Annotated in this window: 29 protein-coding genes; 19 read left to right on the forward strand and 10 right to left on the reverse strand. The window is 73.0% G+C overall.

The genetic code is table 11. The features are described 5' to 3' along the window. Positions 1–56 precede the first annotated feature (56 nt). Complete coding sequence (locus ACGF3J_RS10195) at positions 57–599, reverse strand: GPP34 family phosphoprotein (protein ID WP_393853864.1); 543 nt, start codon at positions 597–599, stop codon at positions 57–59. Between the two features lie 172 nt (positions 600–771). Between ACGF3J_RS10195 and ACGF3J_RS10200 the strand changes: the two genes are divergently transcribed. Continuing rightward, positions 772–1509 carry an SDR family oxidoreductase gene (locus tag ACGF3J_RS10200; RefSeq protein ID WP_393853865.1) on the forward strand — a complete coding sequence of 246 codons (738 nt, stop codon included), beginning with the start codon at positions 772–774 and terminating at the stop codon, positions 1507–1509. Between the two features lie 22 nt (positions 1510–1531). On the opposite strand, the gene ACGF3J_RS10205 is transcribed toward ACGF3J_RS10200, so the two are convergent. Then, on the reverse strand, positions 1532–1825 hold the full coding sequence (locus ACGF3J_RS10205) for a muconolactone Delta-isomerase family protein (RefSeq protein ID WP_393853866.1): 294 nt from the start codon (positions 1823–1825) through the stop codon (positions 1532–1534). 14 nt (positions 1826–1839) lie between these two features. After that, the gene (locus tag ACGF3J_RS10210; RefSeq protein WP_393853867.1) at positions 1840–2535 is read right to left on the reverse strand and encodes a type 1 glutamine amidotransferase domain-containing protein; all 696 of its coding nucleotides are present in this window, start codon (positions 2533–2535) and stop codon (positions 1840–1842) included. A gap of 180 nt (positions 2536–2715) precedes the next feature. Here ACGF3J_RS10210 and ACGF3J_RS10215 point away from each other — a divergent pair, with 180 nt between their 5' ends. From ACGF3J_RS10215 to ACGF3J_RS10225, 3 genes are all read left to right on the forward strand, one after another. After that, positions 2716–3546, forward strand: coding sequence for a class I SAM-dependent methyltransferase (locus ACGF3J_RS10215; RefSeq protein ID WP_393853868.1), 831 nt, complete (start codon positions 2716–2718; stop codon positions 3544–3546). A gap of 67 nt (positions 3547–3613) precedes the next feature. Next, positions 3614–4303 (forward strand): response regulator transcription factor, encoded by a 690-nt coding sequence (locus ACGF3J_RS10220; protein ID WP_393853869.1) that lies wholly within the window; start codon positions 3614–3616, stop codon positions 4301–4303. Continuing rightward, a complete protein-coding gene (locus ACGF3J_RS10225; RefSeq protein WP_161331022.1) occupies positions 4300–5751 on the forward strand; it encodes a HAMP domain-containing sensor histidine kinase in 1452 nt (483 codons plus the stop codon). The genes ACGF3J_RS10220 and ACGF3J_RS10225 overlap by 4 nt, the downstream gene beginning before the upstream one ends. Before the next feature lies 1 nt (position 5752). Here the strand turns inward: ACGF3J_RS10225 and msrB are convergent, their stop codons facing one another. The 4 genes from msrB to ACGF3J_RS10245 all read right to left on the reverse strand — a co-directional run bounded on the left by msrB (position 5753) and on the right by ACGF3J_RS10245 (position 9130). Continuing rightward, a complete protein-coding gene (msrB, locus tag ACGF3J_RS10230) occupies positions 5753–6160 on the reverse strand; it encodes a peptide-methionine (R)-S-oxide reductase MsrB (RefSeq protein WP_393853870.1) in 408 nt (135 codons plus the stop codon). A 14-nt stretch (positions 6161–6174) separates the two neighbouring features. Continuing rightward, positions 6175–7572 carry a UDP-N-acetylmuramate--L-alanine ligase gene (gene murC, locus ACGF3J_RS10235; protein ID WP_161331021.1) on the reverse strand — a complete coding sequence of 466 codons (1398 nt, stop codon included), beginning with the start codon at positions 7570–7572 and terminating at the stop codon, positions 6175–6177. Positions 7573–7645: 73 nt separating this feature from the next. Beyond that, positions 7646–8119, reverse strand: coding sequence for an indole-3-glycerol phosphate synthase (locus ACGF3J_RS10240; RefSeq protein WP_185832646.1), 474 nt, complete (start codon positions 8117–8119; stop codon positions 7646–7648). Between the two features lie 213 nt (positions 8120–8332). Then, positions 8333–9130 (reverse strand): pyrimidine reductase family protein, encoded by a 798-nt coding sequence (locus tag ACGF3J_RS10245; RefSeq protein WP_161331020.1) that lies wholly within the window; start codon positions 9128–9130, stop codon positions 8333–8335. Positions 9131–9555: 425 nt separating this feature from the next. Here ACGF3J_RS10245 and zapE point away from each other — a divergent pair, with 425 nt between their 5' ends. The 9 genes from zapE to ACGF3J_RS10290 all read left to right on the forward strand — a co-directional run bounded on the left by zapE (position 9556) and on the right by ACGF3J_RS10290 (position 17684). Next, complete coding sequence (gene zapE / locus ACGF3J_RS10250; RefSeq protein ID WP_161331019.1) at positions 9556–10677, forward strand: cell division protein ZapE; 1122 nt, start codon at positions 9556–9558, stop codon at positions 10675–10677. Between the two features lie 196 nt (positions 10678–10873). Then, positions 10874–11257 carry a hypothetical protein gene (locus tag ACGF3J_RS10255; RefSeq protein ID WP_393853871.1) on the forward strand — a complete coding sequence of 128 codons (384 nt, stop codon included), beginning with the start codon at positions 10874–10876 and terminating at the stop codon, positions 11255–11257. 75 nt (positions 11258–11332) lie between these two features. Then, positions 11333–11914: a carbonic anhydrase gene (locus tag ACGF3J_RS10260; protein ID WP_161331017.1), complete on the forward strand. Its 582-nt coding sequence runs from the start codon at positions 11333–11335 to the stop codon at positions 11912–11914. Positions 11915–11922: 8 nt separating this feature from the next. Continuing rightward, a complete protein-coding gene (locus ACGF3J_RS10265; protein WP_161331016.1) occupies positions 11923–13404 on the forward strand; it encodes a SulP family inorganic anion transporter in 1482 nt (493 codons plus the stop codon). Between the two features lie 103 nt (positions 13405–13507). Further along, positions 13508–14284 carry a slipin family protein gene (locus ACGF3J_RS10270; protein ID WP_161331015.1) on the forward strand — a complete coding sequence of 259 codons (777 nt, stop codon included), beginning with the start codon at positions 13508–13510 and terminating at the stop codon, positions 14282–14284. 91 nt (positions 14285–14375) lie between these two features. Further along, positions 14376–15758, forward strand: coding sequence for a PhoX family protein (locus ACGF3J_RS10275; protein WP_161331014.1), 1383 nt, complete (start codon positions 14376–14378; stop codon positions 15756–15758). 77 nt (positions 15759–15835) lie between these two features. Further along, positions 15836–16687 carry a polysaccharide deacetylase family protein gene (locus ACGF3J_RS10280; RefSeq protein WP_393853872.1) on the forward strand — a complete coding sequence of 284 codons (852 nt, stop codon included), beginning with the start codon at positions 15836–15838 and terminating at the stop codon, positions 16685–16687. A gap of 18 nt (positions 16688–16705) precedes the next feature. Next, complete coding sequence (locus tag ACGF3J_RS10285) at positions 16706–16918, forward strand: hypothetical protein (protein WP_393853873.1); 213 nt, start codon at positions 16706–16708, stop codon at positions 16916–16918. Positions 16919–16946: 28 nt separating this feature from the next. Continuing rightward, complete coding sequence (locus ACGF3J_RS10290; protein ID WP_393853874.1) at positions 16947–17684, forward strand: peptidyl-tRNA hydrolase; 738 nt, start codon at positions 16947–16949, stop codon at positions 17682–17684. Here ACGF3J_RS10290 and ACGF3J_RS10295 read toward each other — a convergent pair. Further along, positions 17668–18048, reverse strand: coding sequence for a hypothetical protein (locus tag ACGF3J_RS10295; protein ID WP_161331010.1), 381 nt, complete (start codon positions 18046–18048; stop codon positions 17668–17670). The genes ACGF3J_RS10290 and ACGF3J_RS10295 overlap by 17 nt on opposite strands. Next, positions 18045–19118, reverse strand: a complete 1074-nt coding sequence (locus tag ACGF3J_RS10300; protein WP_393853875.1) for an ArsR/SmtB family transcription factor — start codon at positions 19116–19118, stop codon at positions 18045–18047. The genes ACGF3J_RS10295 and ACGF3J_RS10300 overlap by 4 nt, the downstream gene beginning before the upstream one ends. Before the next feature lie 182 nt (positions 19119–19300). Between ACGF3J_RS10300 and ACGF3J_RS10305 the strand changes: the two genes are divergently transcribed. Together ACGF3J_RS10305 and ACGF3J_RS10310 are read left to right on the forward strand one after the other, a co-directional pair. Next, positions 19301–20098, forward strand: coding sequence for an alpha/beta fold hydrolase (locus ACGF3J_RS10305; RefSeq protein ID WP_393853876.1), 798 nt, complete (start codon positions 19301–19303; stop codon positions 20096–20098). Positions 20099–20125: 27 nt separating this feature from the next. Beyond that, complete coding sequence (locus tag ACGF3J_RS10310; RefSeq protein WP_393853877.1) at positions 20126–20698, forward strand: GNAT family N-acetyltransferase; 573 nt, start codon at positions 20126–20128, stop codon at positions 20696–20698. A gap of 87 nt (positions 20699–20785) precedes the next feature. Here the strand turns inward: ACGF3J_RS10310 and ACGF3J_RS10315 are convergent, their stop codons facing one another. Then, the gene (locus tag ACGF3J_RS10315; RefSeq protein WP_393853878.1) at positions 20786–21238 is read right to left on the reverse strand and encodes a peptidoglycan-binding protein; all 453 of its coding nucleotides are present in this window, start codon (positions 21236–21238) and stop codon (positions 20786–20788) included. A gap of 312 nt (positions 21239–21550) precedes the next feature. On the opposite strand from ACGF3J_RS10315, the gene ACGF3J_RS10320 reads away from it, so the two are divergent. From ACGF3J_RS10320 to ACGF3J_RS10335, 4 genes are all read left to right on the forward strand, one after another. Further along, positions 21551–22348 carry a peptidoglycan-binding protein gene (locus ACGF3J_RS10320; RefSeq protein ID WP_393853879.1) on the forward strand — a complete coding sequence of 266 codons (798 nt, stop codon included), beginning with the start codon at positions 21551–21553 and terminating at the stop codon, positions 22346–22348. Continuing rightward, on the forward strand, positions 22345–23214 hold the full coding sequence (locus tag ACGF3J_RS10325) for a helix-turn-helix domain-containing protein (protein ID WP_393853880.1): 870 nt from the start codon (positions 22345–22347) through the stop codon (positions 23212–23214). Before ACGF3J_RS10320 ends, ACGF3J_RS10325 begins: the two co-directional genes overlap by 4 nt. 173 nt (positions 23215–23387) lie before the next feature. Then, on the forward strand, positions 23388–24722 hold the full coding sequence (locus tag ACGF3J_RS10330) for a DUF692 domain-containing protein (protein ID WP_393853881.1): 1335 nt from the start codon (positions 23388–23390) through the stop codon (positions 24720–24722). A 117-nt stretch (positions 24723–24839) separates the two neighbouring features. Further along, positions 24840–25637, forward strand: a complete 798-nt coding sequence (locus tag ACGF3J_RS10335) for a TIGR04222 domain-containing membrane protein (RefSeq protein ID WP_393853882.1) — start codon at positions 24840–24842, stop codon at positions 25635–25637. The last annotated feature ends 68 nt before the right edge of the window (positions 25638–25705 follow it).

The following is a 25705-nucleotide window of genomic DNA, read 5'->3' on the forward strand; positions in this document are numbered from 1 at the left end:
CCGTCACGGTGATCCCAACCGGTAGCGTCGATGGGCCGTTCGGGTTCAGCGGCGGGTCAGAAGCCGCGCAGGATGCCCTCGAAGGGGCCTCGCTCGATCGACCGCCGTTGCCTTTCGGCGGCCAGTTGCGTAATGGCCTGGTGCACCTCACCCAGAATGGCGATCTGCTCGTGCTCGAGGTCCGCGGAAGTGTCGTCGGGCGGCGTCGGACGCATCCCGGCCGCCGCCGCCAGGTGGGCGAGGACGGGGTCGTTCCAGTCCCGCACGGCTTCGGCCGCGTCGCGGTGCACGTGACCGGCCTCCGCCACGGCGGCCCGGTAGCGTCCGGCCAGGCCGCTGCCCCGGCGCCACAGCCAGTCCACGACCGTCTCGTAAGGGGCGTCCCGGACCAGCTGCGACGCGGCTTCGATCAGCATCGGGGATCCGGTTCCCACCGGCGCGGCGGGGAGGAGACGATCGCCGTGGAGAAGAACGGCCTGCGCCTCCGTGAGATCGATGAGTTCGGCGGCCGCCAGCGCGAGTGACAGGTCGCCCTTCTCGATGCGCGGATCGCCACCGAGGGCGACGGCGAGAGCCGACAGTCTCTGGGCTGTTCCCATGCAGGACTCCGCAATTCGGCCGTCTCGTCACATCTCGCTGCCACGGTCAGGATAGGCATGGGAGCGGCCTCGGCAATTCATCCGCCGCCCTCGTCGTCAGTTCCAAATGGTGCGTAATTCTTCGTCCCGGTATTCTCGTGCACGGTTCCGGCTACCTGATCGGAGGTCTGCGATGAGCCACGAGCAGAAGGACGGCGGGCTGGCCGGGCAAGTGGTCGTGGTGATCGGTGGCAGCTCGGGCATGGGTTTCGAGACCGCTCGCCGCGTGCGCGCCGAGGGCGGCCAGGTGTTCCTGACCGGACGCAACGAGGAGCGGCTGGAGAGGGCGGCGGCACAGATCCAGCCGCTGGGCACGGCCACGTTCGACGCCGCGGACCCCGACGGAGTCCGGGCGTTCTTCCAGGGCCTGCCGCACCCCGTCGATCACGTCATCTCCACCGCCGGCGGCCCGTCGTACCTGCCCCTGGCCGAGATGGATCTCGGCGAGACCAGCCGTCACTTCGGCGACCGCCTGGCCATGACCCTGGCGATCGCGAAGTACGGTCAGGACAAGGTCCGAGCCGGGGGGACGCTGCTCTTCATCGGCGGCACCGGAGGCAGGCGGCCGGGCGTCGGGCGGACGGTGATCGCGGCGCTCACCGCCGCGCTGCCCGCCCTCACAGCCAACCTGGCCCTCGAACTGGCCCCCGTGCGCGTGAACCTCATCGCGGCCGGCTTCGTCGACACGCCGCTCTCGGCATCGCTGCTGGGGGACGGTCTCGAGGCGAGGCGGGAGGAGCTGAGGTCGACCCTGCCGATCCGCCGCGTGGTCGGGCCGGAGGACGTCGCCGACCTCGCCCTTCACATCATGCGCAACGAGGCGCTGACCGGGGCCACGTACGACATCGACGGCGGCCAGCAGTTGCTCTGACCCCCCGCGCGCCGCGCGCGGCTCATCCGGTCGGACCGGGATCGTTCGGGTGCGGCTGCAAGGGTGTGACCACCGCTGTCATCCACGGCGACAGGGGCAGGCTGCCCAGTACGTTCGACCGCAGATCGGACTCGTCGTCGGTCCGCCAGATACCGACGCTGCGCTTCTCCCCCACCGGGCGCCACAGCCGGAAGAGGCGCCCCTGCTCGGCCAGCTCCCCCGCACGGACGGCCTCCGCCGCGCGACGCCGGTCGACCTCAGCCGGGTCGGTCCCTTCCGGGACCGCAGTGGTCAGCTCGACCATGAACTCCCGCATGCTCCCTGCCCTCCTCAGGCGAGGATCTTCAGCAGCCGCTCGGCCAGCACCTCGGCGGAGGCCGGATTCTGCCCCGTGACCAGATTCCGGTCCTCGACCATGTACGGCTCCCAGACGGGCCCCCGGCTGTACTGGACACCCACCTGGTCCTTCAGCTCCGTCTCCAGGAGCCAGGTCGCCCGGGGGGCCAGGCCGACGCCCTCTTCCTCCTCGTTGGTGAAGCCCGTGACCTTGTACCCCGCGAACGGTGACACTCCGTGGATCCGGGTCGCCAGCATCGCGGCGGGCGCATGGCACACGATGAACAACGGTTCACCGGAGCCGAGTTGTGCCGTCAGGAGCCGACCGGCGTCGGCGTCGAAGGCGAGATCCGACATCGGGCCGTGTCCACCCGGCAGGTACACCGCGTCGTAGTCCTCCAGACGGATGTCCGAGAGCCTCAGCGGACGCCGCATCACCTCGGCGTCCCGGATGATGGACTCCAGGTCCAGGGCACCCTGCTCGCCACCCGCCATCGACGGGCGGAGGCTCATCATGTCGACGTTCGGAGTCGTGCCGCCCGGAGTCGCCACCACGACGGCGTGACCGGCATCCGTCAGGGCCTTGTACGGCTTGGCGAACTCCTCCGCCCAATATCCCGTCGCATATCGTGTGCCGTCCTTCAGCACCCAGTACGTCGCACCACTGACTATGAACAGGACTGTCGCCATCGCTCTGCGCCTCCACTCGGGACCTCGAGGCGATCAGGCACCGTTCCAGTCTAGAAGCGGGCCCGCTGCGACGCATCCGGCTCACACCCCCCACGCAGGTCACGCTCGCCGGGCAAGGCGGCCGCCGCCTCCCTATCCTCGAAGAAGGGCAGCCATCGGTACCGCGTGGAGGCGGGTCACATGACCGGGACGGCACAGGCGCGTGAAGCCGACCGCGCGCTCAAGGCGAAGCATCGCTCGATGTGGGCCCTCGGAGACTATCCGGCGGTCGCACGGGACGTCGTGGCCGGTCTCGGCCCCGCCCTCGTGGAGACCTGCGGGATCAGGGACGGCGACCGGGTCCTCGACGTGGCCGCCGGATCGGGGAACGCCTCGATCCCGGCCGCCTTGGCCGGCGGGGACGTGGTGGCCTCCGACCTCACTCCCGAACTGCTGGACGTGGGCCGGAGAGAGGCCGAAGCGCGCGGCGCGACAGTGAGGTGGCAGGAGGCGGATGCCGAGGATCTGCCGTTCGAGGACGGGTCCTTCGACACCGTGATGTCCTGCGTGGGAGTCATGTTCGCTCCTCATCACCAGGACGCCGCCGACGAGTTGGTGCGGGTCTGCAGGCCGGGTGGCACGATCGGGCTCCTGAACTGGACCCCCGAGGGGTTCGTCGGGCAGATGTTCACGATCATGAAACCGTATGCGCCGCCGCCCCCTCCCGGTGCCCAGCCCCCGCCGTTGTGGGGCCGGGAGGAACACGTGCGGATGCTGCTCGGCGACCGGGTCACGGACGTCGAAGCGCACCGGCGGTCGCTTCGCGTGGACACGTTCGGCGAGCCGGAGGAATTCCGCGCGTTCTTCAAGTCCGCGTACGGGCCGACGATCAGCGTCTACCGGAACCTGGCCGACGACCCCGAACGCACCGCCGCCCTGGACGCGGCTCTCGTGGACCTGGCGCGCGGTGCGCTCGAGGACGGTGCCCTCGAGTGGGAGTATCTGCTGCTCACCGCCCGCCGCGGCGCCTGACGCTCCTACGGGAGTCCGGCCGGTCGGGCCCTAGGGGTTCGGGCGCCCGGTGGCGCAGTATGTGCGGGTGGACAAAGTGCGACTCCTCGTCGTGGACGACGACCCGCCCATCGCCGATCTCGTGGCCACGGTCGCCCGCTACGAGGGCTGGGAGGCGGTCACCGCGAACACCGGCGAGCAGGCGCTGCGGCTGGCCGTCGGGTTCCGTCCGGACATCGTGGTGCTCGACCTGATGCTGCCGGACGTCGACGGCTTCGGCGTCCTGGACCGGCTGCGCCACTCGGGCACGATGGTGCCGGTGGTGTTCCTGACGGCGCGGGACGGGGTGGCCGACCGGGTGGCGGGGCTGACCCGGGGTGGTGACGACTACCTGGTCAAGCCGTTCGCGGTGGAGGAGCTGATGGCCCGGCTGCGGACGGTGCTGCGGCGCAGTGCCGGGCCGGGGTCGCCGCGGTCGGTGCTGCGCGTGGCGGACCTGGAGGTGGACGAGGACACGCGCGAGGTGCGGCGCGGCGGGCGGCGGCTGTCGCTGACGCCGACGGAGTTCGAGGTGCTGCGCTACCTGATGCGCAGGTCGCCGTCCGTGCTGACGAAGGCGCAGATCCTCGACCACGTGTGGGAGTACGGGTTCGGCGGCCGGTCCAACGTCGTGGAGCTGGTCGTCAGCCGGCTGCGGCGCAAGCTCGACGACACGGGTGAGCCGCTGATCCGGACGGTGCGGGGCTTCGGGTACGCGATCCGGGAGACGGCCCGGTGATCCGGCGGGGGTGGCGCGCCTACCGGGGGCTGCGGCTCGGGACCCGGCTGGCGCTGGGCCTCGGGGTGCTGTCACTGGTGGTGTTCGCGGTGGTCGGCACGGTGCTGACCGCGTACATGCGGGACTACCTGGAGCGGCAGCTCGCCGACCAGATGAAGCTGGTGCAGGTCGTGCAGTCCAAGGACGCGGCGACGCACGGAACGGTGCAACGCAAGCCGTACTACGGCTGGTACACGGCCGTGTACGACGTCTCCGGGGCCTCCGCCGAGCTGCGCACGCCCGCCGAGGTGCCGGCCGACAGCCGGGCCCTGACCGACCTGGCGCGGACGATGGCCCGCTCGGAGGAGGACATCACCCGCACGGTGCGGATCGGCGGGCACGGCCCCTACCTGCTGCGCGCCTGCGAGGTGGAGCCCGGGGTGGTGCTGGTCAGCGCGGCGCCCATGGGAGACGTCGAGGACACCGTCGACCAGCTGGTCACGGTGCAGGTCGTCGCCTTCGGGCTGGCGCTGCTCGCCCTGGTGGTGTTCGGGCGGCGGATGCTGCGGCGCGGCCTGAAACCGCTGAGCGACATGGCGAGCACGGCGCACGGCATCGCCTCGCACGACCTGACCGAGTCGGCGGCCCGGCTCCCGCTGCGGGCCGACGGGCGGGACGGCGGGCAGGAGGTGGCGGAGCTGCGGACCGCGTTCAACACGATGCTGGAGCACATCGACGCGTCGCTGGCGGTGCGGGCGGAGGCGGAGCGGCGGCTGCGCCGGTTCGTCGCCGACGCCTCGCACGAGCTGCGCACGCCGCTGATGTCGGTGCGCGGATACGCCGACCTCTTCCAGTACGCGGCGGCCAACGAGCCCGCGGAACGGGAGCGGCACCTGGCCCGGCTGCGGGCCGAGGCCGCCCGGATGGGGGTGCTCCTCGACGACCTGCTGCTGCTCGCCCGGCTGGACGCCGACGAGGTGGAGGCGCCGCTGCGCAGGGAGGACGCGGATCTGACGGAGCTGGTGCGGCAGGCCGCGGACGCCTTCCGCGCCGGGCACCCGGACCGTCCGCTGACGGTGCGGACGGGTGCGGCGGTGGTGAAGCTGCGCCTCGACCCGCAGCGGATCCGGCAGGTTCTCGACAACCTGCTCACCAACGCGGCCGTGCACACTCCGCCGGGAACCGCGGTCTCGGTCACGGTCTGCGGTGGGGCGGACGCGGTCCGGGTCTCGGTGGCCGACGCGGGGCCGGGCATCCCGGCGGCGGACCGGGAACGGATCTTCGACCGCTTCTACCGCGTCGACAAGGCCCGCAGCCGCGACCGGGGCGGCAGCGGCCTGGGCCTGTCCGTCGCCGCCTCGCTGGTGCGCGCGCACGGCGGCACGGTCGAGGTGGACGGCGAGCCGGGCGCCACGGTGTTCACCGTGACGCTCCCGGCCGCCGCCCGTGACGCGTCCGCCGTCCGGTGACTCAGTCCCCGGCGGGCGTCAGCCGCAGCGAGATGCTGTTGATGCAGTACCGCTGGTCGGTCGGGGTCGGGTAGCCCTCGCCCTGGAAGACGTGCCCGAGGTGCGAGCCGCAGCGGGCGCAGCGCACCTCGGTGCGGACCATCCCGTGCGAGCGGTCCTCGATCAGCTCGACCGCGTCGGTGTCCTTCGGGTCGAAGAAGGACGGCCAGCCGCAGTGCGACTCGAACTTGGTCGTGGAGGTGAACAGGTCCGCGCCGCAGGCCCGGCAGGAGTAGACGCCCTCGGTCTTGGTGTCGGTGTACTCACCGGTGAAGGCCGGTTCGGTGCCGGCCTGGCGCAGCACGGCGTACTCGGCCGGGGCCAGCTCCGCGCGCCACTGCTCGTCCGGCTTCTCGACGTCGTACGACATGAGTCCTCAGCCCCTTAGTTTCCGGTGCTCGACAGCTGGTCCAGGATGCGGGGTCCGAGGTCGGTGACGTCGCCCGCTCCCATGGTGAGAACGAGATCACCGGCCTTCGCCATTCCCGCGACCACCGCGGGCGCCCCGGCCTTGTCGTGGACCGGGGTGACGTCGGCGCCGGCGGCCCGGGCGGCCTCGATGATCAGGTCGCTGGTGATGCCCGGGATCGGGTCCTCGCGGGCCGGGTAGATGTCCAGGACGACCGAGGCGTCCGCCAGGGACAGGGCCTGGCCCATCTCCTTGCCCAGTTCCTGGGTGCGGGAGAAGAGGTGCGGCTGGAAGAGGACCAGGATGCGGGCGTCGCCGACCGCGGCGCGCATGGCCTCCAGGTCGGCCGTCATCTCGGTGGGGTGGTGCGCGTAGGAGTCGACGACCTGGACGCCGGCCGCCTCGCCCTTGAGCTGGAGGCGCCGCTTGACGCCGGTGTAGGCGGCCAGGGCGGGGGCGAGCTCGGCGGCGGGGACGCCCAGGGCGGCGCCCGCGGCGAGGGCGGCGACGGCGTTGTGGGCGTAGTGGCGGCCGGGGACGGAGACCGCGAAGGTCAGCTCCGTGCCGCCCAGCACCACCGTGACCTCGCTCTTCAGGCCCTGCGGGACGACCGACAGGATGCGCACGTCGGCGTCCTCGGACTCCCCGTAGGTCACGGTCCGCACCTTGCCCGCCAGGCGGCGCGTCAGCTCCCGGGCGCCCTGCTGGTCGGCCGCGATCACCAGGGTGCCGCCGGGGACGATCCGGTCGGCGAAGGTCTCGAAGGACTCGTAGATCTCGTCCATCGAGGCGTAGTTGGCGTGGTGGTCCAGCTCGACGTTGAGGACGATGGCGACCTCGGGGGCGTACTTGTGGAAGCTGCGGTCGCTTTCATCCGCCTCGGCGACGAAGATCTCGCCGTCGCCGTGCAGGGCGTTGGAGCCGGGCGTGTCCAGGTCGCCGCCGATGGCGTACGAGGGGTTCAGGCCCAGCTCGGACAGGCTGACCGCGAGCATCGAGGTGGTGGTGGTCTTGCCGTGGGTGCCGGCCACCGCGATCGGGCGCAGGCCGTTCATGAGCGCGGCGAGCGCGTCGGAGCGGTGCACGACCGGGACGCCCAGTTCGGCGGCGCGGGCCAGCTCCGGGTTGTCCTGGCGGATCGCGGACGACACGACGACGCAGCTCGCGTCGTCGGCGAGGTGCTCCGCCGCGTGCCCGATGTGCACGGTGGCGCCCAGGGCGCGGAGCGCCTCGGCGGTCTCGGACTCCTTGGCGTCGCTGCCCGCCACCTGGGCGCCGCGCTGGGCGAGGATCCTGGCGATGCCCGACATTCCGGCGCCGCCGATGCCGATGAAGTGCGGTCGGTCCATGGCGGTGGGAAGGCCGGGTGCCATGCGCTGTTCTCCCAGGGGTGCGGCGGGTGGTCTGCTGGTTGTCGCGCCCCCTGGGCGGGGGCGCGGCACCAGCCTATGCCTTGCTGTGGGAGAACAGTTTCAGGACCGGTACGCCGACCTTGTGCCGGGCCCGGGAGGCCCAGTCGCGGTGGAAGAACTCCTCCACGTAGTGGGGGTCCGTCAGGACGATCACCTCGTCGGCGCCGATCTCCAGGACCAGGGACTTCAGCTCGTCCAGCGGATGGTCCTCGATCAGCCGGCCGTCGGCCTCGGCGCCGGAGGCGCGCAGGGCGGTGAGGGACACCTCCAGTGCCCGTCGGCCGACGCTCTGCGCGTCGTCGCCCTCGGGCGTCTCACCCTCCCGGACGGCGTCGTCCAGCTCGCCGAGCGCGACGTCGTCGATCGCTCTCAGCAGTCTGTCGGCCTGATCGCCGCGCGGCTGGAGCAGCACGTGGAAGGCGACCGTCTCCTCGCCGTGCAAGGTGGTGACGAACTCCACGTCGGCGGACGTCAGGGCCTTCTCGATCATCAAAACGCTTGTGAACACCAGGCGCCCCTTCTCCTTCGAGGGCCCGTGGGCCCACCCTCCGTAGGCCGTACCGGACCCTGCGGAAACCATCCTGCCCCGTGATCGCCCGGGTACTGCCGGAATCAGTGTGCCCGGCGCGGACCAAACGGAACGGATGGTTCCGCCGATTTCCGGAGGGCGGTACGACCGGACCCGTGTCCGGTGGCCGTCGTCTGCCCGGGACGGGGTGTCCTAGTCCCGCCGGTAGCGGCTGAAGAGGAAACCTTCCTCCTCCAGGAGGGACGCCAGCGCGAACCGTCGCGGCACCCCGACGGGGGGTCCCCCCGCGATCCGCTGGGCGTCCCCGGCGGTGAGCATCGGGGAGACGGTCAGGCACAGCTCGTCCAGCACGCCGGCCGCGACGAACTGGCCCAGCAGCCGTGGGCCGCCCTCGGTCAGCAGCCGGGTGTGTCCGAGCGCGGCCAGCGCGCCGACGGCCCGGACGGGATCCACACCGGCACCGTCCCCGGCGATCACGACCCGGGCGCCCGCCTTCTCGGCGGCCGTGATCCGCTCCGGGGGCGCGGCGGCCCCGGTGAGGATCAGCGTGGGCACCAGCGGGGCGGTGAACAGCGGCAGGGTGAGGTCCAGCTCCAGGCTCGCGCTGACCACCGCGACCGCGGGCACGGGCGTCTGCCCGGCAGCCCGCCGCGCCTCGGCGAACTCCGCACGCGCGCGTGCGGGCCGGTACCCCTCCTGCCGTACGGTCTCGGCGCCGGCGACCACCACGTCGGCCAGCGCGCGCAGGGTGCCGAAGACGCGCATGTCGGCCGCGCTGGAGATGGGCTGGGAACGGCCCTCGTGCTGGGCGGCGCCGTCGAGGGTGGACACCATGTTGGCCCGCAGCCACGCCGCACGCCGCCCGTCCGGCACGGGATAGGCGTAGGCCTCCGCCAGCTCGGCCAGGCTCCACTCCCGGTCACCCCCGTCGGGGCCAGGGCCCGCCCCGGGGCCGGCTGCCTGATCGATCACAGGGAACAGACGTCGCATGCGACGCAGTCTTCCACGCCCAGGGAACCCGGACCGTCCCCGGATCCGCCGGTGGGGTCCTGTTGGCGCCGAGGTCCGTCACATCGCCGCGGGAGTCCACGCGCCGCCGGACCCGCACGCTCCCGGCAGGTCCCGCGTGCAAGGCCCCGGCCGCACGCCCGCATCGGCCCCGGAGCCGTCGGCGGCTGGGGCTGCGGCTGCGGCTGGGCTGCGGCGGAGCCGACGGGATCAAGATCTGCCGCGTTCGGCCGCGCGGCCCACACGCCGGCGGACAGGCCCGCGTGCAAGGCCCCGGCCGCACGTCCGCACCAGCCCCGGGAACGCCACCGACGCCGGGGGCGCCCCGGCCCAGGGCCGCCGCCGGCACCGGGGGCGCCGGCCGCTCGACCGGGGCCCCGGGTCCACAGGGCCTACCATGGACCACCGTGTCGCCCTCCTCCTCCGCCGCCGGCCCCGGGTCCACCCCGATAGCCGGGGCCGATCCGTTGTCCCTGTGTGCTCGTGAGCCGCATGTGCCCGCCGACCACCTGGTCGCCGAGATGGTGCCGCCGCCGCGGTTCGACTCGGTGCGGTTCGGGACCTATGTGCCGGATCCGAACCAGCCCAGCCAGCACGAGGCCGTACGGGTCCTGGAGGAGTTCGCGGGCGGGCTGGGCGAGGCGTCCGGCGCGGGTGCCGGGCGGCGCGGGTTCTTCGGGTTCGGGCGGAGCAGGGCGCCGAAGGCCCCGGCCGGCCCCCGCGGCGTCTACCTCGACGGCGGCTACGGGGTCGGCAAGACCCACCTGCTGGCCTCCCTGTGGCACGCCACCCCCGCCGACCCCTCCCGCAAGGCCTTCGGCACCTTCGTCGAGCTGACCAACCTCGTCGGCGCCCTCGGCTTCCAGCAGACCGTGCGGACCCTCTCCGGGCACCGCCTCCTGTGCATCGACGAGTTCGAGCTGGACGACCCCGGCGACACCGTCCTCGTCTCCAGCCTGCTCGCCCGGCTCGTCGAGGCCGGCGTGGCGCTCGCCGCCACCTCGAACACGCTGCCCGGCAAGCTCGGCGAGGGACGCTTCGCGGCGGTGGACTTCCTGCGCGAGATCCAGGGCCTGTCCGCCCACTTCCGCACCCTGCGCATCGACGGCGAGGACTACCGACACCGCGGCCTGCCGGAGGCCCCGGCGCCGCACACCGACGAGCAGGTCACCCGGGCGGCGCGGGCCACCGCGGGCGCCTCGCTCGACGACTTCGGCGCGCTCCTCGACCACCTCGCCCGCGTCCACCCCAGCCGCTACGGCGCCCTGACCGACGACCTCGCGGCGGTGTGCCTCACCGGGGTGCGCCCGGTCCCGGACCAGTCGACGGCGCTGCGCCTGGTGGTGCTCGCGGACCGCCTCTACGACCGCGAGGTGCCCGTCCTCGCGTCCGGGCTCCCCTTCGACCAGCTCTTCGGCGAGGACATGCTGAAGGGCGGCTACCGCAAGAAGTACTTCCGGGCGATCTCCCGGCTCACCGCGCTGGCCCGGGACGCCGCGCGCCTGGTCGACGGCCCCGACGCGCCCTGAGAACGGCCGCTTCGCGCCAACCGCCCTCGATTTTCAGGCTCTCTTCAGCTCGTAACGCTACGTTAACCCTGCAAAGCTCATTGCAGGGTTAACGTGTTTCTTGACCACGCATTGACCATGCGTTGACCAAGCGATGACCGTGCACCGACCATGCACCGGCACACATCGAAGGCGTGAAATGCCTGGAGGGGGGCGCATGTTCCGAGGCACGACGGCGCGGACGCGGATTCCGTTCCCCGCCGCCGTCCTGGTCGTGCTCCTGTTGTTCGCTCCGGCCACTTCCTTCGCATTCGCGCATACGAGCCGTGATGCCATGGCCAACGCCCACCCCGGAACCACCCTCTCCGGCACGGCGCCGTACGACGAGCGGGCCGGTTGTCACGACAGCGGCCGCTCCGCGGACGCCCACGACGCCGCGCGCGTCCGCGACCGGCACCGCACCACCGCGACGCCCCCGCCCGGTCCACCCGGGCGCCCGCTCGCGTGGACCGAGCCGGCCACGTCGGGGCGGCACACCGACCACCGGTCCAGACCCTCGACGGGCCACTCCCCGGCGGCACTTCAGGTCTTCCGCTGCTGAGGGACGGCCGGATCCCCCACATCTGTCCTGCCCATCCGACGCGCCCCCACTGCGCGCCAGGAGGAAACCCGCATCATGCAACCCCTCATCGACAACGCCCGTACGTTCGGACAGCGCCCTGAGGAGTTCGCCGGGCACGCCGAAGGCCAGTCGCCCGAAGTACTGTTCATCACCTGCTCCGACTCCCGGGTCGTCCCGGCCCTGATCACGGGCGCCCGGCCCGGCCGGCTCTTCGAGCTGCGCACCGCGGGCAACATCGTCCCGCCGCACGGCACCGGACACCCCTCCGGCGAGGCCGCCACCATCGAGTACGCCGTGGCGGTACTCGGCGTCGGCGACATCGTGGTCTGCGGCCACTCGCACTGCGGTGCCGTCGGCGCGCTGGTGCGCGGCGACGACCTGAGCGCCGTACCCGCCGTGCGCGACTGGCTGGCGTACGCCGCCGACGAGCCGAAGCCCTGCGACCCCGCCGACCCGACCGTCGCCGAGGCCGTGCAGCAGCACGTCCTGGCGCAACTGGAGCGGCTGCACTCCTACCCCTGCGTGGAACAGCGCCTGACGGAGGGCCGGCTGCGGCTGCACGGCTGGTACTACGAGGTCCACACCGGAGCCGTACGCCAACACAGCGCGGACACCGACGCGTTCGAGACCCTGTGAGCGCCGGCATGAACCGGATAGCCAAGTTCCCGCACTGGCGGCAGGACTTCACCTCCTCCCTCGTCGTGTTCCTGGTCGCGCTCCCGCTGTGCGTGGGCGTGGCCGTCGCCTCCGGTGTCCCGGCCGAACTCGGCCTGGTCACCGGCATCGTGGGCGGCCTGGTCACCGGACTCCTGCCGGGCAGCAGCCTCCAGGTGTCCGGCCCGGCCGCCGGCCTCACCGTGCTGGTCTTCGGCGCGGTCGACCAGTACGGGCTGCCCGCGCTCGGTGTGATCGTGCTGGCCTCCGGTCTCCTCCAGCTCGCGATGGGCGCCCTGAAGCTGGGGCGCTGGTTCCGGGCGATCTCCCTGTCGGTGGTCGAGGGCATGCTGGCGGGCATCGGCCTGGTGCTCATCGCCGGCCAGCTCTACGCGGCCGCCGGCCTCGACGCGCCCGCCTCCGGCCTGGACAAGCTCACCGGGCTGCCCGGCGCCGCCGCCGACGCGCTGGGCAGCACCGAGGCGCTCACCTCGCTCGCCCTGGGCGCCGGCACCGTCGCGGTCATGGTGCTGTGGAAGCGGCTGCCGAAGCGGGCGCAGACCCTGCCGGGCGCGCTGGCCGCGGTCGTCCTGGCCACGTCGGTCACGGCGGTGTTCGGCCTGTCGGTCGCGACGGTCGAGGTCAACGGCCTGCTGGACTCCATCCAGCCGCCCGGCGCCGACGCCTTCGGCGAGCTGGCGAACATCGGGCTGCTCGGCACCATCGTCGCCTTCACCCTGATCGCGTCGGCGGAGAGCCTGTTCAGCGCCGCCGCGGTGGACCGGCTGCACAAGGGGCCGCGCACCGAGTACAACAAGGAGCTGATGGCGCAGGGCGCCGGCAACACGGTGTGCGGTGTGCTCGGCGCGCTGCCGATGACGGCGGTCATCGTGCGCAGCTCCGCCAACGTGAGCGCCGGTGCGAAGACCAAGGCGTCCCGGGTGCTGCACGGCGTGTGGCTGCTGCTGTTCGCCGCGCTGCTGCCGTCCGCGCTGGCCCTGATCCCGCTGCCCGCGCTGGCCGGCATCCTGGTCCACGCGGGCTGGAAGCTGATCCCGTTCCGCGGCATCGTGCCGCTGTGGCGGGAGCACCGGGGCGAGGCGCTGATCCTGGTGGTCACGGCCGTGTCGATCGTCGCGGTGAACATGTTCGAGGGCGTGCTGATCGGTCTGGCCCTGTCCGTGGTCAAGACCGCCTGGGAGGCCTCGCACCTCAAGCTGGAGATCGTCGACAAGGGCGCGGGCCCCGTCCAGGCCCACCTGTCGGGCAACGCGACCTTCCTGCGGCTGCCGAAGATCCTGGAGAGCCTGGAGTCGCTGCCGCAGGACCGCCCGGTCGAGCTGGACCTGTCCGGCCTGCACCACCTGGACCACGCCTGCCGCACGGCCCTGGAGAACTGGGCCGAACGGCACAGCACCGCCGGCACGGAACCGGTGACGGTCACGGAACCGCCGAAGGCGGTCTCGGTGTAGCGGCACACCCCAGCACACCCCGGTCCGGGGCGTGGCCCCGGACCGGGCGTCGGGAATATCGTGGCAGGAGCAGATGAACCGGACCTCTGGCGAGGAGGCCGTCATGCTCGAGGAGCTCCTGACCGCGGCCGCGGCGGTGGGAAGCGCCGGGGTGGTGTACGTCGTCTCGGCCGCGCGGGTCGTCAAGCAGTACGAGCGCGGGGTGGTCTTCCGCCTCGGGCGGCTCGCGGGCGAGGTGCGCGGGCCCGGGTTCACGATGGTGGTGCCGGTCGTGGACCGGCTGCACAAGGTGAACATGCAGATCGTCACCCTGCCGGTGCCCGCCCAGGAGGGCATCACCCGCGACAACGTCACCGTGCGGGTGGACGCCGTCGTCTACTTCAAGGTGATCGACGCGGCCAACGCGCTGGTCCGTGTCGAGGACTACCGCTTCGCCGTCTCCCAGATGGCCCAGACCTCCCTGCGCTCGATCATCGGCAAGAGCGAGCTGGACGACCTGCTGTCCAACCGGGAGAAGCTGAACCAGGGCCTGGAGCTGATGATCGACAGCCCGGCCGTGGGGTGGGGCGTCCAGGTCGACCGGGTCGAGATCAAGGACGTGTCCCTGCCCGACACCATGAAGCGCTCGATGGCCCGGCAGGCCGAGGCCGACCGGGAGCGCCGGGCCCGGGTCATCAACGCCGACGCCGAACTGCAGGCCTCGAAGGTCCTCGCGGAGGCGGCGCGGGAGATGTCCGAGACACCCGCGGCGCTGCAACTGCGCCTCTTGCAGACGGTGGTGGCGGTGGCCGCCGAGAAGAACTCGACCCTCGTACTGCCCTTCCCGGTGGAGCTGCTGCGGTTCCTGGAGAGGGCCCAGGAGCACCCCGTGGAGCAGTGACACGTGCTACGCGCGTGGTTCCCGGGACTCCTGGCAGGTGATAGACACGGCGGGGTCACAATCCTGTCCGCCAGCAGGAAGGTTTCCCCCCATGACCATGTCCAGCAACGACGCGACCCGACGTCAGGTACTCGCCCGCACGGGAGCCCTGGGCGCAGGCATCGCCTTCACCGGGGCCCTCTCCGAACTCTTCGCCGGCACCGCCGCGGCCCAGACCCTGGGCCACACCGGCTACGGCCCCCTGGTGCCCGACCCCGACGGCCTGCTCGACCTGCCCAGGGGCTTCCGCTACCGGGTGCTGTCCCGCGAGGGCGACCGGCTGCGCTCCGGCGAGGGCCCGGTGCCCTCCAACCACGACGGCATGGCCGCCTTCCCGGGCCGGCACGGCGGGGTCCACCTGGTCCGCAACCACGAGAACCGCGAGGACGGCCGCGTCCCGGTCCCGACGGTCAAGGGCCTGACCTACGACCCCGAGGGCAAGGGCGGCTGTACGGCGCTGGCGCTGGACTCCCGCAACCGCGTGCTGTCCGAGCGGGTCGCGATCGCCGGTACGGCCGTCAACTGCGCGGGCGGGCCCACGCCCTGGCACACCTGGCTGACCTGCGAGGAGACCGAGGACAAGGCCGGCACCAACGGCTACACGAAGGACCACGGCTTCATCTTCGAGGTCGACCCGGTCGACCCGCACCGCACCGGCGCGGTACCGCTGACCGCGATGGGCCGCTTCCAGCACGAGGCGATCGCCGTGGACCCGCGGCGCGGCGTCGTGTACGAGACGGAGGACGCGTTCGAGCGGCCGTTCGGACTGTTCTACCGGTTCCTGCCCGAGAAGCCGCTCGGCGGCCGGGGTTCACTGCGGGCGGGCGGCAGGCTCCAGGCGATGCGGGTGCCCGGCGTGCCCGACCTGTCCTCGATCCAGGAGACGGGCGCCGAATTCGACGGCATCGAGTGGGTGGACGTACCCGACCCGCTGGCCGCCGGGACGCCGATCCGCTTCCAGGACTTCGGCCGGGGCGGCATCACCCACGCGCAGAAGCTGGAGGGCTGCTACTGGGGCGGTCGGTGCGTGTACTTCGTGTCGTCCTTCGCCCACAGCGACGAGGGCTCGGCCGCCGACCACTACGGGCAGATCTGGCGCTACGACCCCGAACGGCGCCGCCTGACCCTGGTGATCGTCTTCGGTCCGGACACCGACGTGCAGCTGCCGGGCGAGTCCCCGGACAACATCTGCCTGGCCCCCAGCGGCGGCCTGATGGTCTGCGAGGACGGCGGGGGCGCCCAGCACGTGTTCGGGGTGACCCGGCGCGGCGAGGTGTACGCGATGGCCCGGGGCGCCCAGAACATCGGGACGCCCGAGGCGCCGGAGTGGGGCGAGTTCGCGGGGGTCACCTTCTCCCCCGACGGCGACACGATGTACGTGAACTGCTACACACCCGGCACCACCTTCGCGGTCACGGGTCCCTGGCGCGGGTAGGCCCGGGAGGGTGAGCCTCGGGGCACGTCACGCCCCATAGTCGTACAAACCGACGAACGTACTCATACGTTCGTACGGTGATCACTCTCGTACGTCGTGCCACCGCCCTCTGCGTGCTGGGCGCCGCCCTCGCCGCCTGCGGAACCTCCGAGTCCCCGCGGGCGCCCCGGCCGGCGCCCAGCGCGCCCTCCACCGCCCCGTCGAAACCCTCCCGGCCACCGACGCTCGCGCCCGGCCCGGCCGGTCTGACCCCCGTCTTCGAACACGGCTCGCGCACCGCCGGCAAGACGGTCGCGCTCACCTTCGACGCCGACATGACCGCCGACCAGGGGCCCCGGGCGGCGTCGGGTGAGCGTTTCGACAATCCCGGGCTGATCGCGACGCTGCGGCGGCTGAAGGTGCCGGCCACGGTGTTCATGACCGGCCGGTGGGCCGAGGAGTACCCGGACGCGGCCCGGTCCATCGGCCGGGACCCGCGGTTCGAGGTCGCGAACCACTCCTACAGCCACTACGCCTACACCGACGACTGCTACGGACTGCCGACCGTGTCCCGGGACCGGATGCGCTCGGACCTGGAGCGGGCGTACGCGTCGTTCCGGAAGGCCGGGGTGCCGGACGCGATGCCGTACTTCCGCTTCCCGGGCGGCTGCTACGACAAGGCGGCGCTGAAGGAGCTGACCGCGGCCGGCGTCACCGCCGTGCAGTGGGACGTGGTGAGCGGCGACGCGTTCGCGACGGACGCCGACGCCGTGGCCCGCGAGGTGCTGGACGGCGCGAAGCCGGGGTCGGTGGTCGTCATGCACTGCACGCGCAGCGCCGCCCCGGTGACCGAGCGGGCGGTCCGGACGATCGTGCCCGAGCTGCGCGAGAGGGGCTACCGCTTCGTGAAGGTCTCGGAGCTGATCGGCACCGCGAACGGCCGCGCCTGACGGGCCTACGCTGGAGAGATGAACAGCGACGACGACCAGGGTCCGGACGAACGGGGTCCGGACGGCTACTGCCTCATCGACGCCACCCGGCCGCCCAAGGCCGACGGCCCGCCGTACGCGGAGTGCGTGCTGTGCCGGGAACCGACGGAGTACCCGGAGTCGTACAAGGGCATCACCTACTGCCCGGTCTGCGAGTGGCAGGAGGCGCAGCGCACGGCCTGCTCGGGCTGACCGGCACGCGGATTGGCAGACTGGGGGCGTGAGCAACGAAGCGACGACGCCCGTCCCCGACAGCCCCTTCCGCCCCGAACCCGGCGACCGCGACCTCGCGCCGCAGTTCGTCCTGCCGCTGGTGGTGCGCATCGAGCGGGCGGCACCGCCGGCCCGTACCGACGCGCTGGAGACCGCGGCCCGGGCGGTGCTGGTGATGCTCGGCGATGAGCGGTCGGCCGGCGACGGCGAGTGGGCGCAGGCGGTGCGGGACTGGCAGGACGCGCGCATCCGCAAGGTGGTGCGCCGGGCGCGCGGCGCCGAGTGGCGGCGGGCCGAGGCGCTGCCCGGCATCACGGTGAGCGGCGGGTCGGCGGAGGTCCGGGTCTTTCCCCCGGTTCCGCTGGACGGCTGGCCGAAGGACCTGGCCCGTCTCCAGGTCTCCGGCACCGACCTCGACGATCCGGAGCCGCCGGCCGAGGCCGACCTCGCGGCGCCGGTGCTCTGGATGAACCCGGACCTGGACATGTCGGCGGGCAAGGCCATGGCCCAGGCGGGCCACGGCGCCCAGCTCGCCTGGTGGGAGCTGGACGCCGGGGCGCGGGCGGCGTGGCGTGCGGCGGGCTACCCGCTGGCCGTGCGCACACCGGATCCCGCCCGCTGGAGCGGCCTGACCACGAGTGGCCTGCCGGTGGTCCGCGACGCCGGGTTCACGGAGATCGCGCCGGGCTCGTGCACGGTGGTCGCGGACCACCCGGCGTTGGCTGGTGCTACGACTCGATCTTGATCGAGTTGATGGGCGTGAGGTTGCGGTTCCAGGCCCAGTCCGGCGGAATGCGGTCGCCGCAGCCCGTGCCGTTGCCGCCCGTGCACAGCCGCACGGTCCAGCCGTCGGTCTGGTTGTTGTAGACCCAGTGGTCTCCGAACTGGTTGTAGAGCTTGTGCACCCCCCGGGAGTAGTAGAAGTGGGTCGGCTTGCTGTCCTTCCAGTACTCGCCCTGCGGGTAGATGCACACGGCCCCGACCGGGCATCCGTACTGGGAGTCCGCGGCCGGTGCCGCGGACGCAGCCCCCGTGCCGGCGCCCAGCAGTCCGGCCGTGAGGGCGACGGACGCGGCGCCGCCGGCGAGTGCGCGGTGGAAGAGCTTCATGGGATTCCCTCCGTTGCGGTTTCCTGCACCGGCAGGTTCCTGGCGCGGGTGCCGTTCGCGCACCACTGTTCGGGCCCAGCCAAATCGTCGCCGAGCAGCCGCAGGCCCAGCGCGGTCACCGAGTGCAGGACGTACTTGCCGGCCCGGCGCGTCGTGAGCAGGCCCGCCTCGCGCAGCACCGCCAGTTGCTGGCTGCCGCTGGGCAGCGAGATGCCGACCGCCGCCGCCAACTCGGACGTCGTCCCGCACGCGCGTCCGGCCGCCTCGTGGAGCAGCGCGGCCCGGGTGGGGCCCAGCAGGGCGGTGAGCGCGGCGAACCCGGTGACCGGCGCCGGGACGACCGTCTTGTCCGCCGGGTAGACCAGCACGGGGCTCTGGCCGGCGTCGACCAGGGTGATCGGCCGCCGCCAGCAGAAGTACGAGGGCACGAGCAGCAGCCCACGCCCCTCCAGGAGCAGGTCGCGCCGGACCGGATAGTCCACTTCGAGCACCGGTGGCCGCCACACCGCCATCGGCCGGAAGGTGGCCAGCAGGGCGGCCGTCCCACCGGTCACCAGGGCCCGGGTGCGCCAGGCGAGGTCGGCGCCGACGGCCGCCCCGATCCGGTCGCGCACGGGTTCGAGCAGCGCCTCGTCGTAGGCGCGCAGGCCGTCGCCCAGCACCCCGAGCGCCGTCACGTCGCCCCCGGCCAGTGCCGCCGCGCCCGGGACCGGCCGCGCGCCCGACGCGGCCAGCAGGGCCAGCTCGTGCCGGAGGCGGCCGCGCGGGGTGGCGAGCACCCGTTCGACGCCGTCCCGCAGGGTCACGTGGTGGCCCTCCACGGGCGGGGTGAGGAAGTCCGGGAAGTACGCTCCGAACGGCACCAGGCCACGCAGCGCCAGCGCGGCCCGGCGGGCCGTGCCGTCGTGCAGCAGCCGGGCCCTGACCTGCCGCCGCCACGGGTCGAAGGCGAGCGCGCCCTCCCGGGTCTGGAGGCGGCAGACGCTGCACACGATCTCCCACAGCGGATCGGGGCCGCGGGCCAGTCTGATGTTCTCCAGGTCCTGTCCGGTGAAGTGGATCCGCAGCAAGGTGTTCCCCCGTTCCCCCGGCGGACGCCGAACCCGTCCACGGCCAGCGTGGGCCACCCGCATACGCAAACGGTTGACGCCCGCTGAACGACGGCCGCGGCGGTGCGCATGCGATGAGTTCCGCGAGGCGGGACGGTCTACCCAGCAGGTGTATCCAGCAGGCGTACCTCCCAGAAACGGACGTGATCACCGTGCCGAGCAGTTCCGCCCACGCCCTCCTCGACGGCCTGGAGATGTACTACGAGATCCACGGCTCCGGCCGGGACGGCACCGGGCGTCCGCTGGTCCTGCTGCACGGCGGTGTCCTCACCGTCGGACTGAGCTTCGGCGCCCTGCTGCCCGCCCTCGCCCCCGGCCGCCACATCGTGGCCCCCGAGCTGCAGGGGCACGGGCACACCGCCGACGTCGACCGCGCCATCACCGTGCCCCACCTCGCGGGTGACGTCGTCGGCCTGCTCGACGCGCTCGGCATCGAGCGGGCCGACCTGCTCGGGTTCAGCCTGGGCGGGCTGACCGCGCTGGAGGTCGCCGTCAGGCATCCCGAACGGGTGGGGCGGCTCGTGCTCGCCGCCACGCAGTACACCCAGGACGGCTACCGCGAGGAGGTCCGCACCCCCGACTACGACTCACCGCTGCTGCCCGGCGAGGCCGACTTCAAGGAGATGGCCGACGCGTACGCGGCCACCGCTCCGCACCCCGAGCACTTCCAGGACTTCATCGACAAGTGCTCCCAGGCCGCCCACGGCCCGCTGCCCTGGAGCGCCGACGACCTGCGCGGACTGACGGCACCCACGCTGCTGGTCGTCGGGGACCGCGACTTCGTACGCGTGGAGCACGCCGCCGAGATGCGGGAGCTGATCCCCGACGCGCGCCTCGCCGTCCTCCCCGGCACCACCCACATGACGTTGATGCGGCGCACGGCCCTGCTCGTGCCGCTCCTGGAGGAGTTCCTGGACGCCGGGCGGGCGCCGGAGGCGTAGTCCCGTGCCGCGTGACATCGTGGGGGCATGAGCATCGACGTGCGCCCGGCCTCGGTCTTCGAGGACGTGCGCGCGGTGCTCGGCCCCAAGTCGCCCGGAGCCAACGTCTGCTGGTGCCTGAGCTACCGCGTCCCCTCCAAGGTCAACAAGGAGCTGCGCGGCCCGGCCCGCGGCGCGTACGTCGCCGAGCTGTGCCGGACGGCGCCGCCTCCCGGAGTGCTCGCCCACGACGGGGACGAGCCGGTCGGCTGGGCCGCCGTGGCGCCGCGCGCGGACACCTCCTTCGCCCGCAACCGCAAGATCCCGCACGTGGACGACCTGCCGGTCTGGTCGTTGTGGTGCGTCCGCGTGCGGCCCGGACACCGGAAGCGGGGGATCTCGCACGCCCTGATCGCCGGGGCCGTCGAATTCGCCCGCTCCCAGGGTGCTCCGGCGATCGAGGCGTACCCGCTGGACAACGGGGACGCCCGGGTCGACCTGACGATGGCGTACGCCGGGCTCCGGCGGAACTTCGAGCGCGCCGGGTTCGTCCACGCCGCCGACACCACCTCCGCCCTGGCCGGACACCCGCGCGTCCTGATGCGGCTCGACCTGCGCTGAGCGTCCGGGGCCGGACCGCACCCGTGCGGTGCGATGCTCTGGCTCCGCGCATCGCACCGCACTCATGACGCGGAATCCGGACAGGACCTAGCAGAACTGCTTCGCGGTCGCCTGACCGAACCTGGCGAACGCCGCACGCGTTCCCTCGCCGGCGATACCGTCGATCTTGCCGGTGTACCCCCAGTTGCCGTGCTTGAGGAAGTACTGCAGCCCCTTGATGGTGGCCGGGCCGACGATGCCGTCGACGACGAGGTTCCGGCCCCAACTCCTGTTGAGGAACTCCTGCATCGCCTCCCAGCTCTTCGGGCCGAGATACCCGTCCTCGTCAAGGTTGACGGTGGGCGAGGTGTTCAGGAAGCACTGGACGCCGGTGGCCTGGTTCTTGGTGAGGCCGAGGTTGTTGTACGCGGCCACCGCCGCGACCGCCGGCCTCGGGGCGGGTGAGGTGTCCGCCATGGCCGTACCCGCGGTGGCGAGGCTGCCGGTGGCGATGCCGACCGCGGCGGTGACACCGACCAGTGTCTTGGTGAGAGCTCGCATGCTGTGCTCCTCGATATGACGTGCGCTTGAAGAAGCCGACCGCGGCGGCCGGCTCCGCAACGACACTGCGGGTTCGGCGAGATGGCCGTCCACGGGTGACGCGGAGGTGGCCCCGTCCCGAGACGTCCCACGCCATGACCTGCGCGGATGCCGATCGCCGTGTCCCTGTGGCGGGACTTCGACGACAGGGGCGCGGCTGGGTGCGCGCCCGGGGCGGGGCCGGCGGCGGGGCGGTTCCCCGGACCGCTGGTGCAGAATGAGACCAGGACACGGGGGGCCGGTCCTGCGGTCCGGAACGCGAGTGGGGGAAGCGTGTCGCGCTGGAAGGCACTGCCCGCAGAGCTGCATCCGCACGTTCACCAGCTGATCGTGCGCCTGCGCAGGCTGAAGGACCACAGCGAGCTGAGCACGCGGCAACTGGCCGTGAAGACCGGATACAGCGCGAAGTCGTGGCAGCGCTATCTGAACGGCAGGTCCCTGCCGCCCCTGGAAGCCGTCGAGGCGATGGCCCGCATCTGCCATGACGATCCGGCCCGGCTGCTGGTGATGCACGAGATCGCCGCCCAACGCTGGGCGGAGGGGCGGACGGCCGGCACGGCACCCCCCGAGGACTCCTCCGCGACACCGGACCACACCCCCACCGAACGGCAGCCCCACGGGCGCCTTCTGCGCGTGGCGGTCACGGCGGGAGCCGTGGTCACGGTGCTGTCCGTCTCCGTGGCCCTCCTGCTGGCCGTTCGGCTCACCGAGGCCCGCGCCCAGCTCGCGCACGACCGCGCCGACGCCGAAGTGACGGTCCCGGCCACCGTGTCGGAGACCCTGGTGCCGGTCATCTACACCTGCCGGCTGGAGCGGCGTGACGCCCGCTGGTCCGCGGGCCTGAGCAGCACCACGGACATCCTGCTGTCCAACACCCAGGTGGGGCTGGAAGTGGCCGAGGCCCAGTGCCTGCTGCGCCGCGCGGGTACCGCGCCGGGAGAGATCGACGGCGTCTTCGGCCCGAAGACGCGGCGAGCGGTCGAACGCATGCAGAAGCAGAACGGACTGATCGTGAACGGAGTCATCGACCCGCCGACCTGGCAGGCACTGCGCAGGGCGGCGCCCGAGTGAGCACGGAACACACGCGGCTGGTGGCGGCGTTGCGGGAACTGCGGGCCCGCGCGGGCCTGAGCCTGGCAGCGCTGGCGGAGCGCACGCCGTACAGCAAGTCCACCTGGGAGCGCTACCTCAACGGCAAGAGCCTGCCGCCCCGACAGGCCGTACAGGCACTGTGCAGGCTCGCGGACGAACCGGACGGGCGCCTGCTCGTACTCCGTGAGATCGCCGAATCGCACTGGAGCGGACGCGCGGTGGCCACCGCACCCGCCGCTTCCCCGGACGAGTCGCCGCGGCCGCATCCCCAGGAGCTGCCACCGCCCGACGGGACCCGGCGGCCGCGACTTCGCCGAAGCAGGCTCCTGGTGGTGCTGGCGGCGGCCTACACCGTGGTCGTGGGCGGCGTCGCGGCCCTGCTGTTCCTCCTGTTGCCGGACTCGGAGGCGCCGGAGGCCGAGTCGCTGCCGGCCTCCGTGCCGTTCTCCTTCGCTCCCCTGTGCCAGGGTGCGGCCTGCGAGGGCCAGGACCCGATGCGCCTGATCTGCGGCGTCGGCCCCGACACCCTCGCCTCGTACCGCACGGCCACCGGCGCCCACGTCGAACTGCGCCACAGTGAGAAGTGCGGTGCGAGCTGGGCCCGGACCTGGGCGACCGAGATCGGCGACCGGGTGGACGTCACGGCGGACGGCCCGACCCACGGCGTGCGCATCAGGAACAAGGACGACGCGGCGACCTTCGTCTACACCGAGATGACCGAGGTGCACCCCGGTAGCACCGTACGGGCCTGTTTCCGGCCCGCGTCGGCCGACGGCGAACGGGAGTGCTTCGAGGCCCGCGTGGGCGCGGCCACCACGACGGCCGGCCCGTCCTCACCCCGGTGACGTCGGTCCGCTGGACGCCTCGACGTGGCCCCGGCCGACGCGGGCCGGCCCATGCGCGCCCAGAGCTCACATTTCCCCACCCTCAAATCTTGCTCTGAAGACGGCACCCGCGCGGTTGGCGGCGGGCCGGGCGGGCGATACCCCCGTCATACCGACGGGGAGGAGGTACGACCATGCGACGACTGGGAACCGGCATCGGGTGGCGTCCGGAGATCGCGGACGCCGTGGAGCGGATGCCCGGCATCGACTGGGTCGAGGCGGTGTCCGAGAACCTCTGTCCCGGGCATCTGCCGGAATCGCTGCTGCGGCTGCGCGAGCGCGGGGTGACCGTCGTGCCGCACGGTGTCTCGCTCGGTCTCGGCGGCGCCGAACGGCCGGACGCGGGACGGCTGGCGGCGCTGGCCGACCGCGCGGAGGCGCTCGGATCGCCGCTGGTCACCGAGCACATCGCGTTCGTCCGCGCGGGCGGCGCGCTGACCGCCTCCCCGCACCTGGAGGCCGGGCACCTGCTGCCCGTGCCGCGCACGCGGGACGCGCTCGACGTGCTGTGCGAGAACGTGCGCATCGCGCAGGACGCACTGCCCGTGCCGCTCGCCGTGGAGAACATCGCCGCGCTCGTCGCCTGGCCGGACGAGGAGCTGACGGAGGGGCAGTTCCTGTACGAGCTGGCCGACCGGACCGGGGTGCGGCTGCTGATCGACGTGGCGAACCTGCACACCAACCACGTGAACATCGGGGCGGACCCGGCCGAGGCGCTCCGCGAACTGCCGCTGGAGGCCATCGCCTACGTCCATGTCGCGGGCGGCTTCGAACGGGACGGCGTCTGGCACGACAGCCACGCCCACCCCGTCCCGCGGCCGGTGCTCGACATCCTCACCGACCTCGCCTCGCGGGTGGCACCGCCCGGCGTCCTGCTGGAGCGGGACGAGAACTTCCCCGGCGCGGGCGAACTGGAGGCGGAGGTGGAGGCGATCCGCGACGCCGTCGCACGGGGGCGGGCCGAGAGCGGAGGGCGCGCCGACCGGGACGCGTCCGTGGCGCAGGCGGCCCCGCCCGGGGCGGACGCGGCGGACGCGGCGGACCACGCCGTACGGCAGCGGCTCGGTCTGGCGCAGGCCGCGCTGCTGTCCGCGCTGGTCGCGGGGGCGCCGGCGCCCGAGGGGTTCGACCGGGTGCGGCTGGGCGTACAGGCGCGGGCGCTCGCCGGGAAGCGGGCGGACGTGGTCGCGAAGGTCGCGCCCGAACTGCCGGTGATCCTCGGCCCGGCGTACCGGCCGGCGTTCCTCGCCTACGCGCGGGGATGCCCGATGGGCGCGGGCTACCGACGGGACGCCCTCGACTTCGCAGAGCGGCTGCTGAGCGCGGACGCGGGGCCCGCGGCGGAGGACGCCGGTGTGCGGCGGGAGTTGCGGGAGTGGTGGCTGGAGCGCTCGGGGCCGGTGCCGCGGTCGAGGCGGCCGGGGGTGCGGTGGGCGCGTGCGACCAGGCGGGTCCTGCTGCGCCGCTGACCCGGACGCGGCCGGTCCGGGACATCACCAAACGGAACGTCACATACCCACAACACTGCGTCCCGAAATGTGAACAGGCCATGGCGCCGGCGAAAGCCTTTGGCATAGAAGTACGGCATGTTCTGGGTCCTTTTCCTCCTGTCGGCCTGGGCCGTCGCCGGCCTCGCGTGCCTGCGGCTGTGTCTGGCCGCCGTGCGCGCGGCGGCCGTCGCCCCGCGCACCCCCGCGCGGGAGCACGCGCTGACGCTGTACGAGGCGGCGTTCCTGTCCGGCGGCCCGCGGCGGGTGGCCGACCTGACGCTGGTCTCGATGGCCCGCCAGCGCCGGCTGCTGCTCGCACACACCGGCTGGGCGACGGTCGTGGACCCGTGCGGGCGCGACGACATGGAGCGGTCGGTCATAGGGGCGATAGGCCCCGAGGGACAGTCCCGGATAGCCCCGGTCCGGGCCACCGCCGCCACGGCCGACCCGATACGCGGCCTGGCCGACCGGCTGGTCGGCGCCGGTCTCGCCGTACCGGACGGCGGCTCCGACGGAATCGCGGCCGGAGTGCGGCGGGTACGGGTCGCGGCGGTGGCCGTGTGCGCGCTGGCCGTCTCCGCACTGGCGCTGCCCCTGCCCGCGCACGAGCCGCGCACGCTGATCGCTCTGTGGTTCGCCCTGCCGCTCGCCCTGACCCTGGGCTGCCTCGCCATCACCCGGATGGAGATCCACCCGTACTCCCGCTGGGCCTCCCCGGCCGGGCAGCGGCTGATCGGCAGCCTCGTCCAGCACGCCGACGGCTCCGCCGACGAGCGCACCTACCTCACCTCCGTCGCCGTGCGCGGCGTGCACGCGATCGGCGAGCCGGACCTGCGCGCGGCCTTCGCCCACCGCGAGGCGTACACCGAGGGGGACCGCGGGCGCCGGTTCTGACCGGCCACCGCCGACACGCCGACGCGCCGGGGGCGTACGGAGGCACTCGGCGCCGACACCCGCGGGCG

The organism is Streptomyces sp. NPDC048171 (assembly GCF_043202655.1).
Lineage (GTDB): Bacteria > Actinomycetota > Actinomycetes > Streptomycetales > Streptomycetaceae > Streptomyces.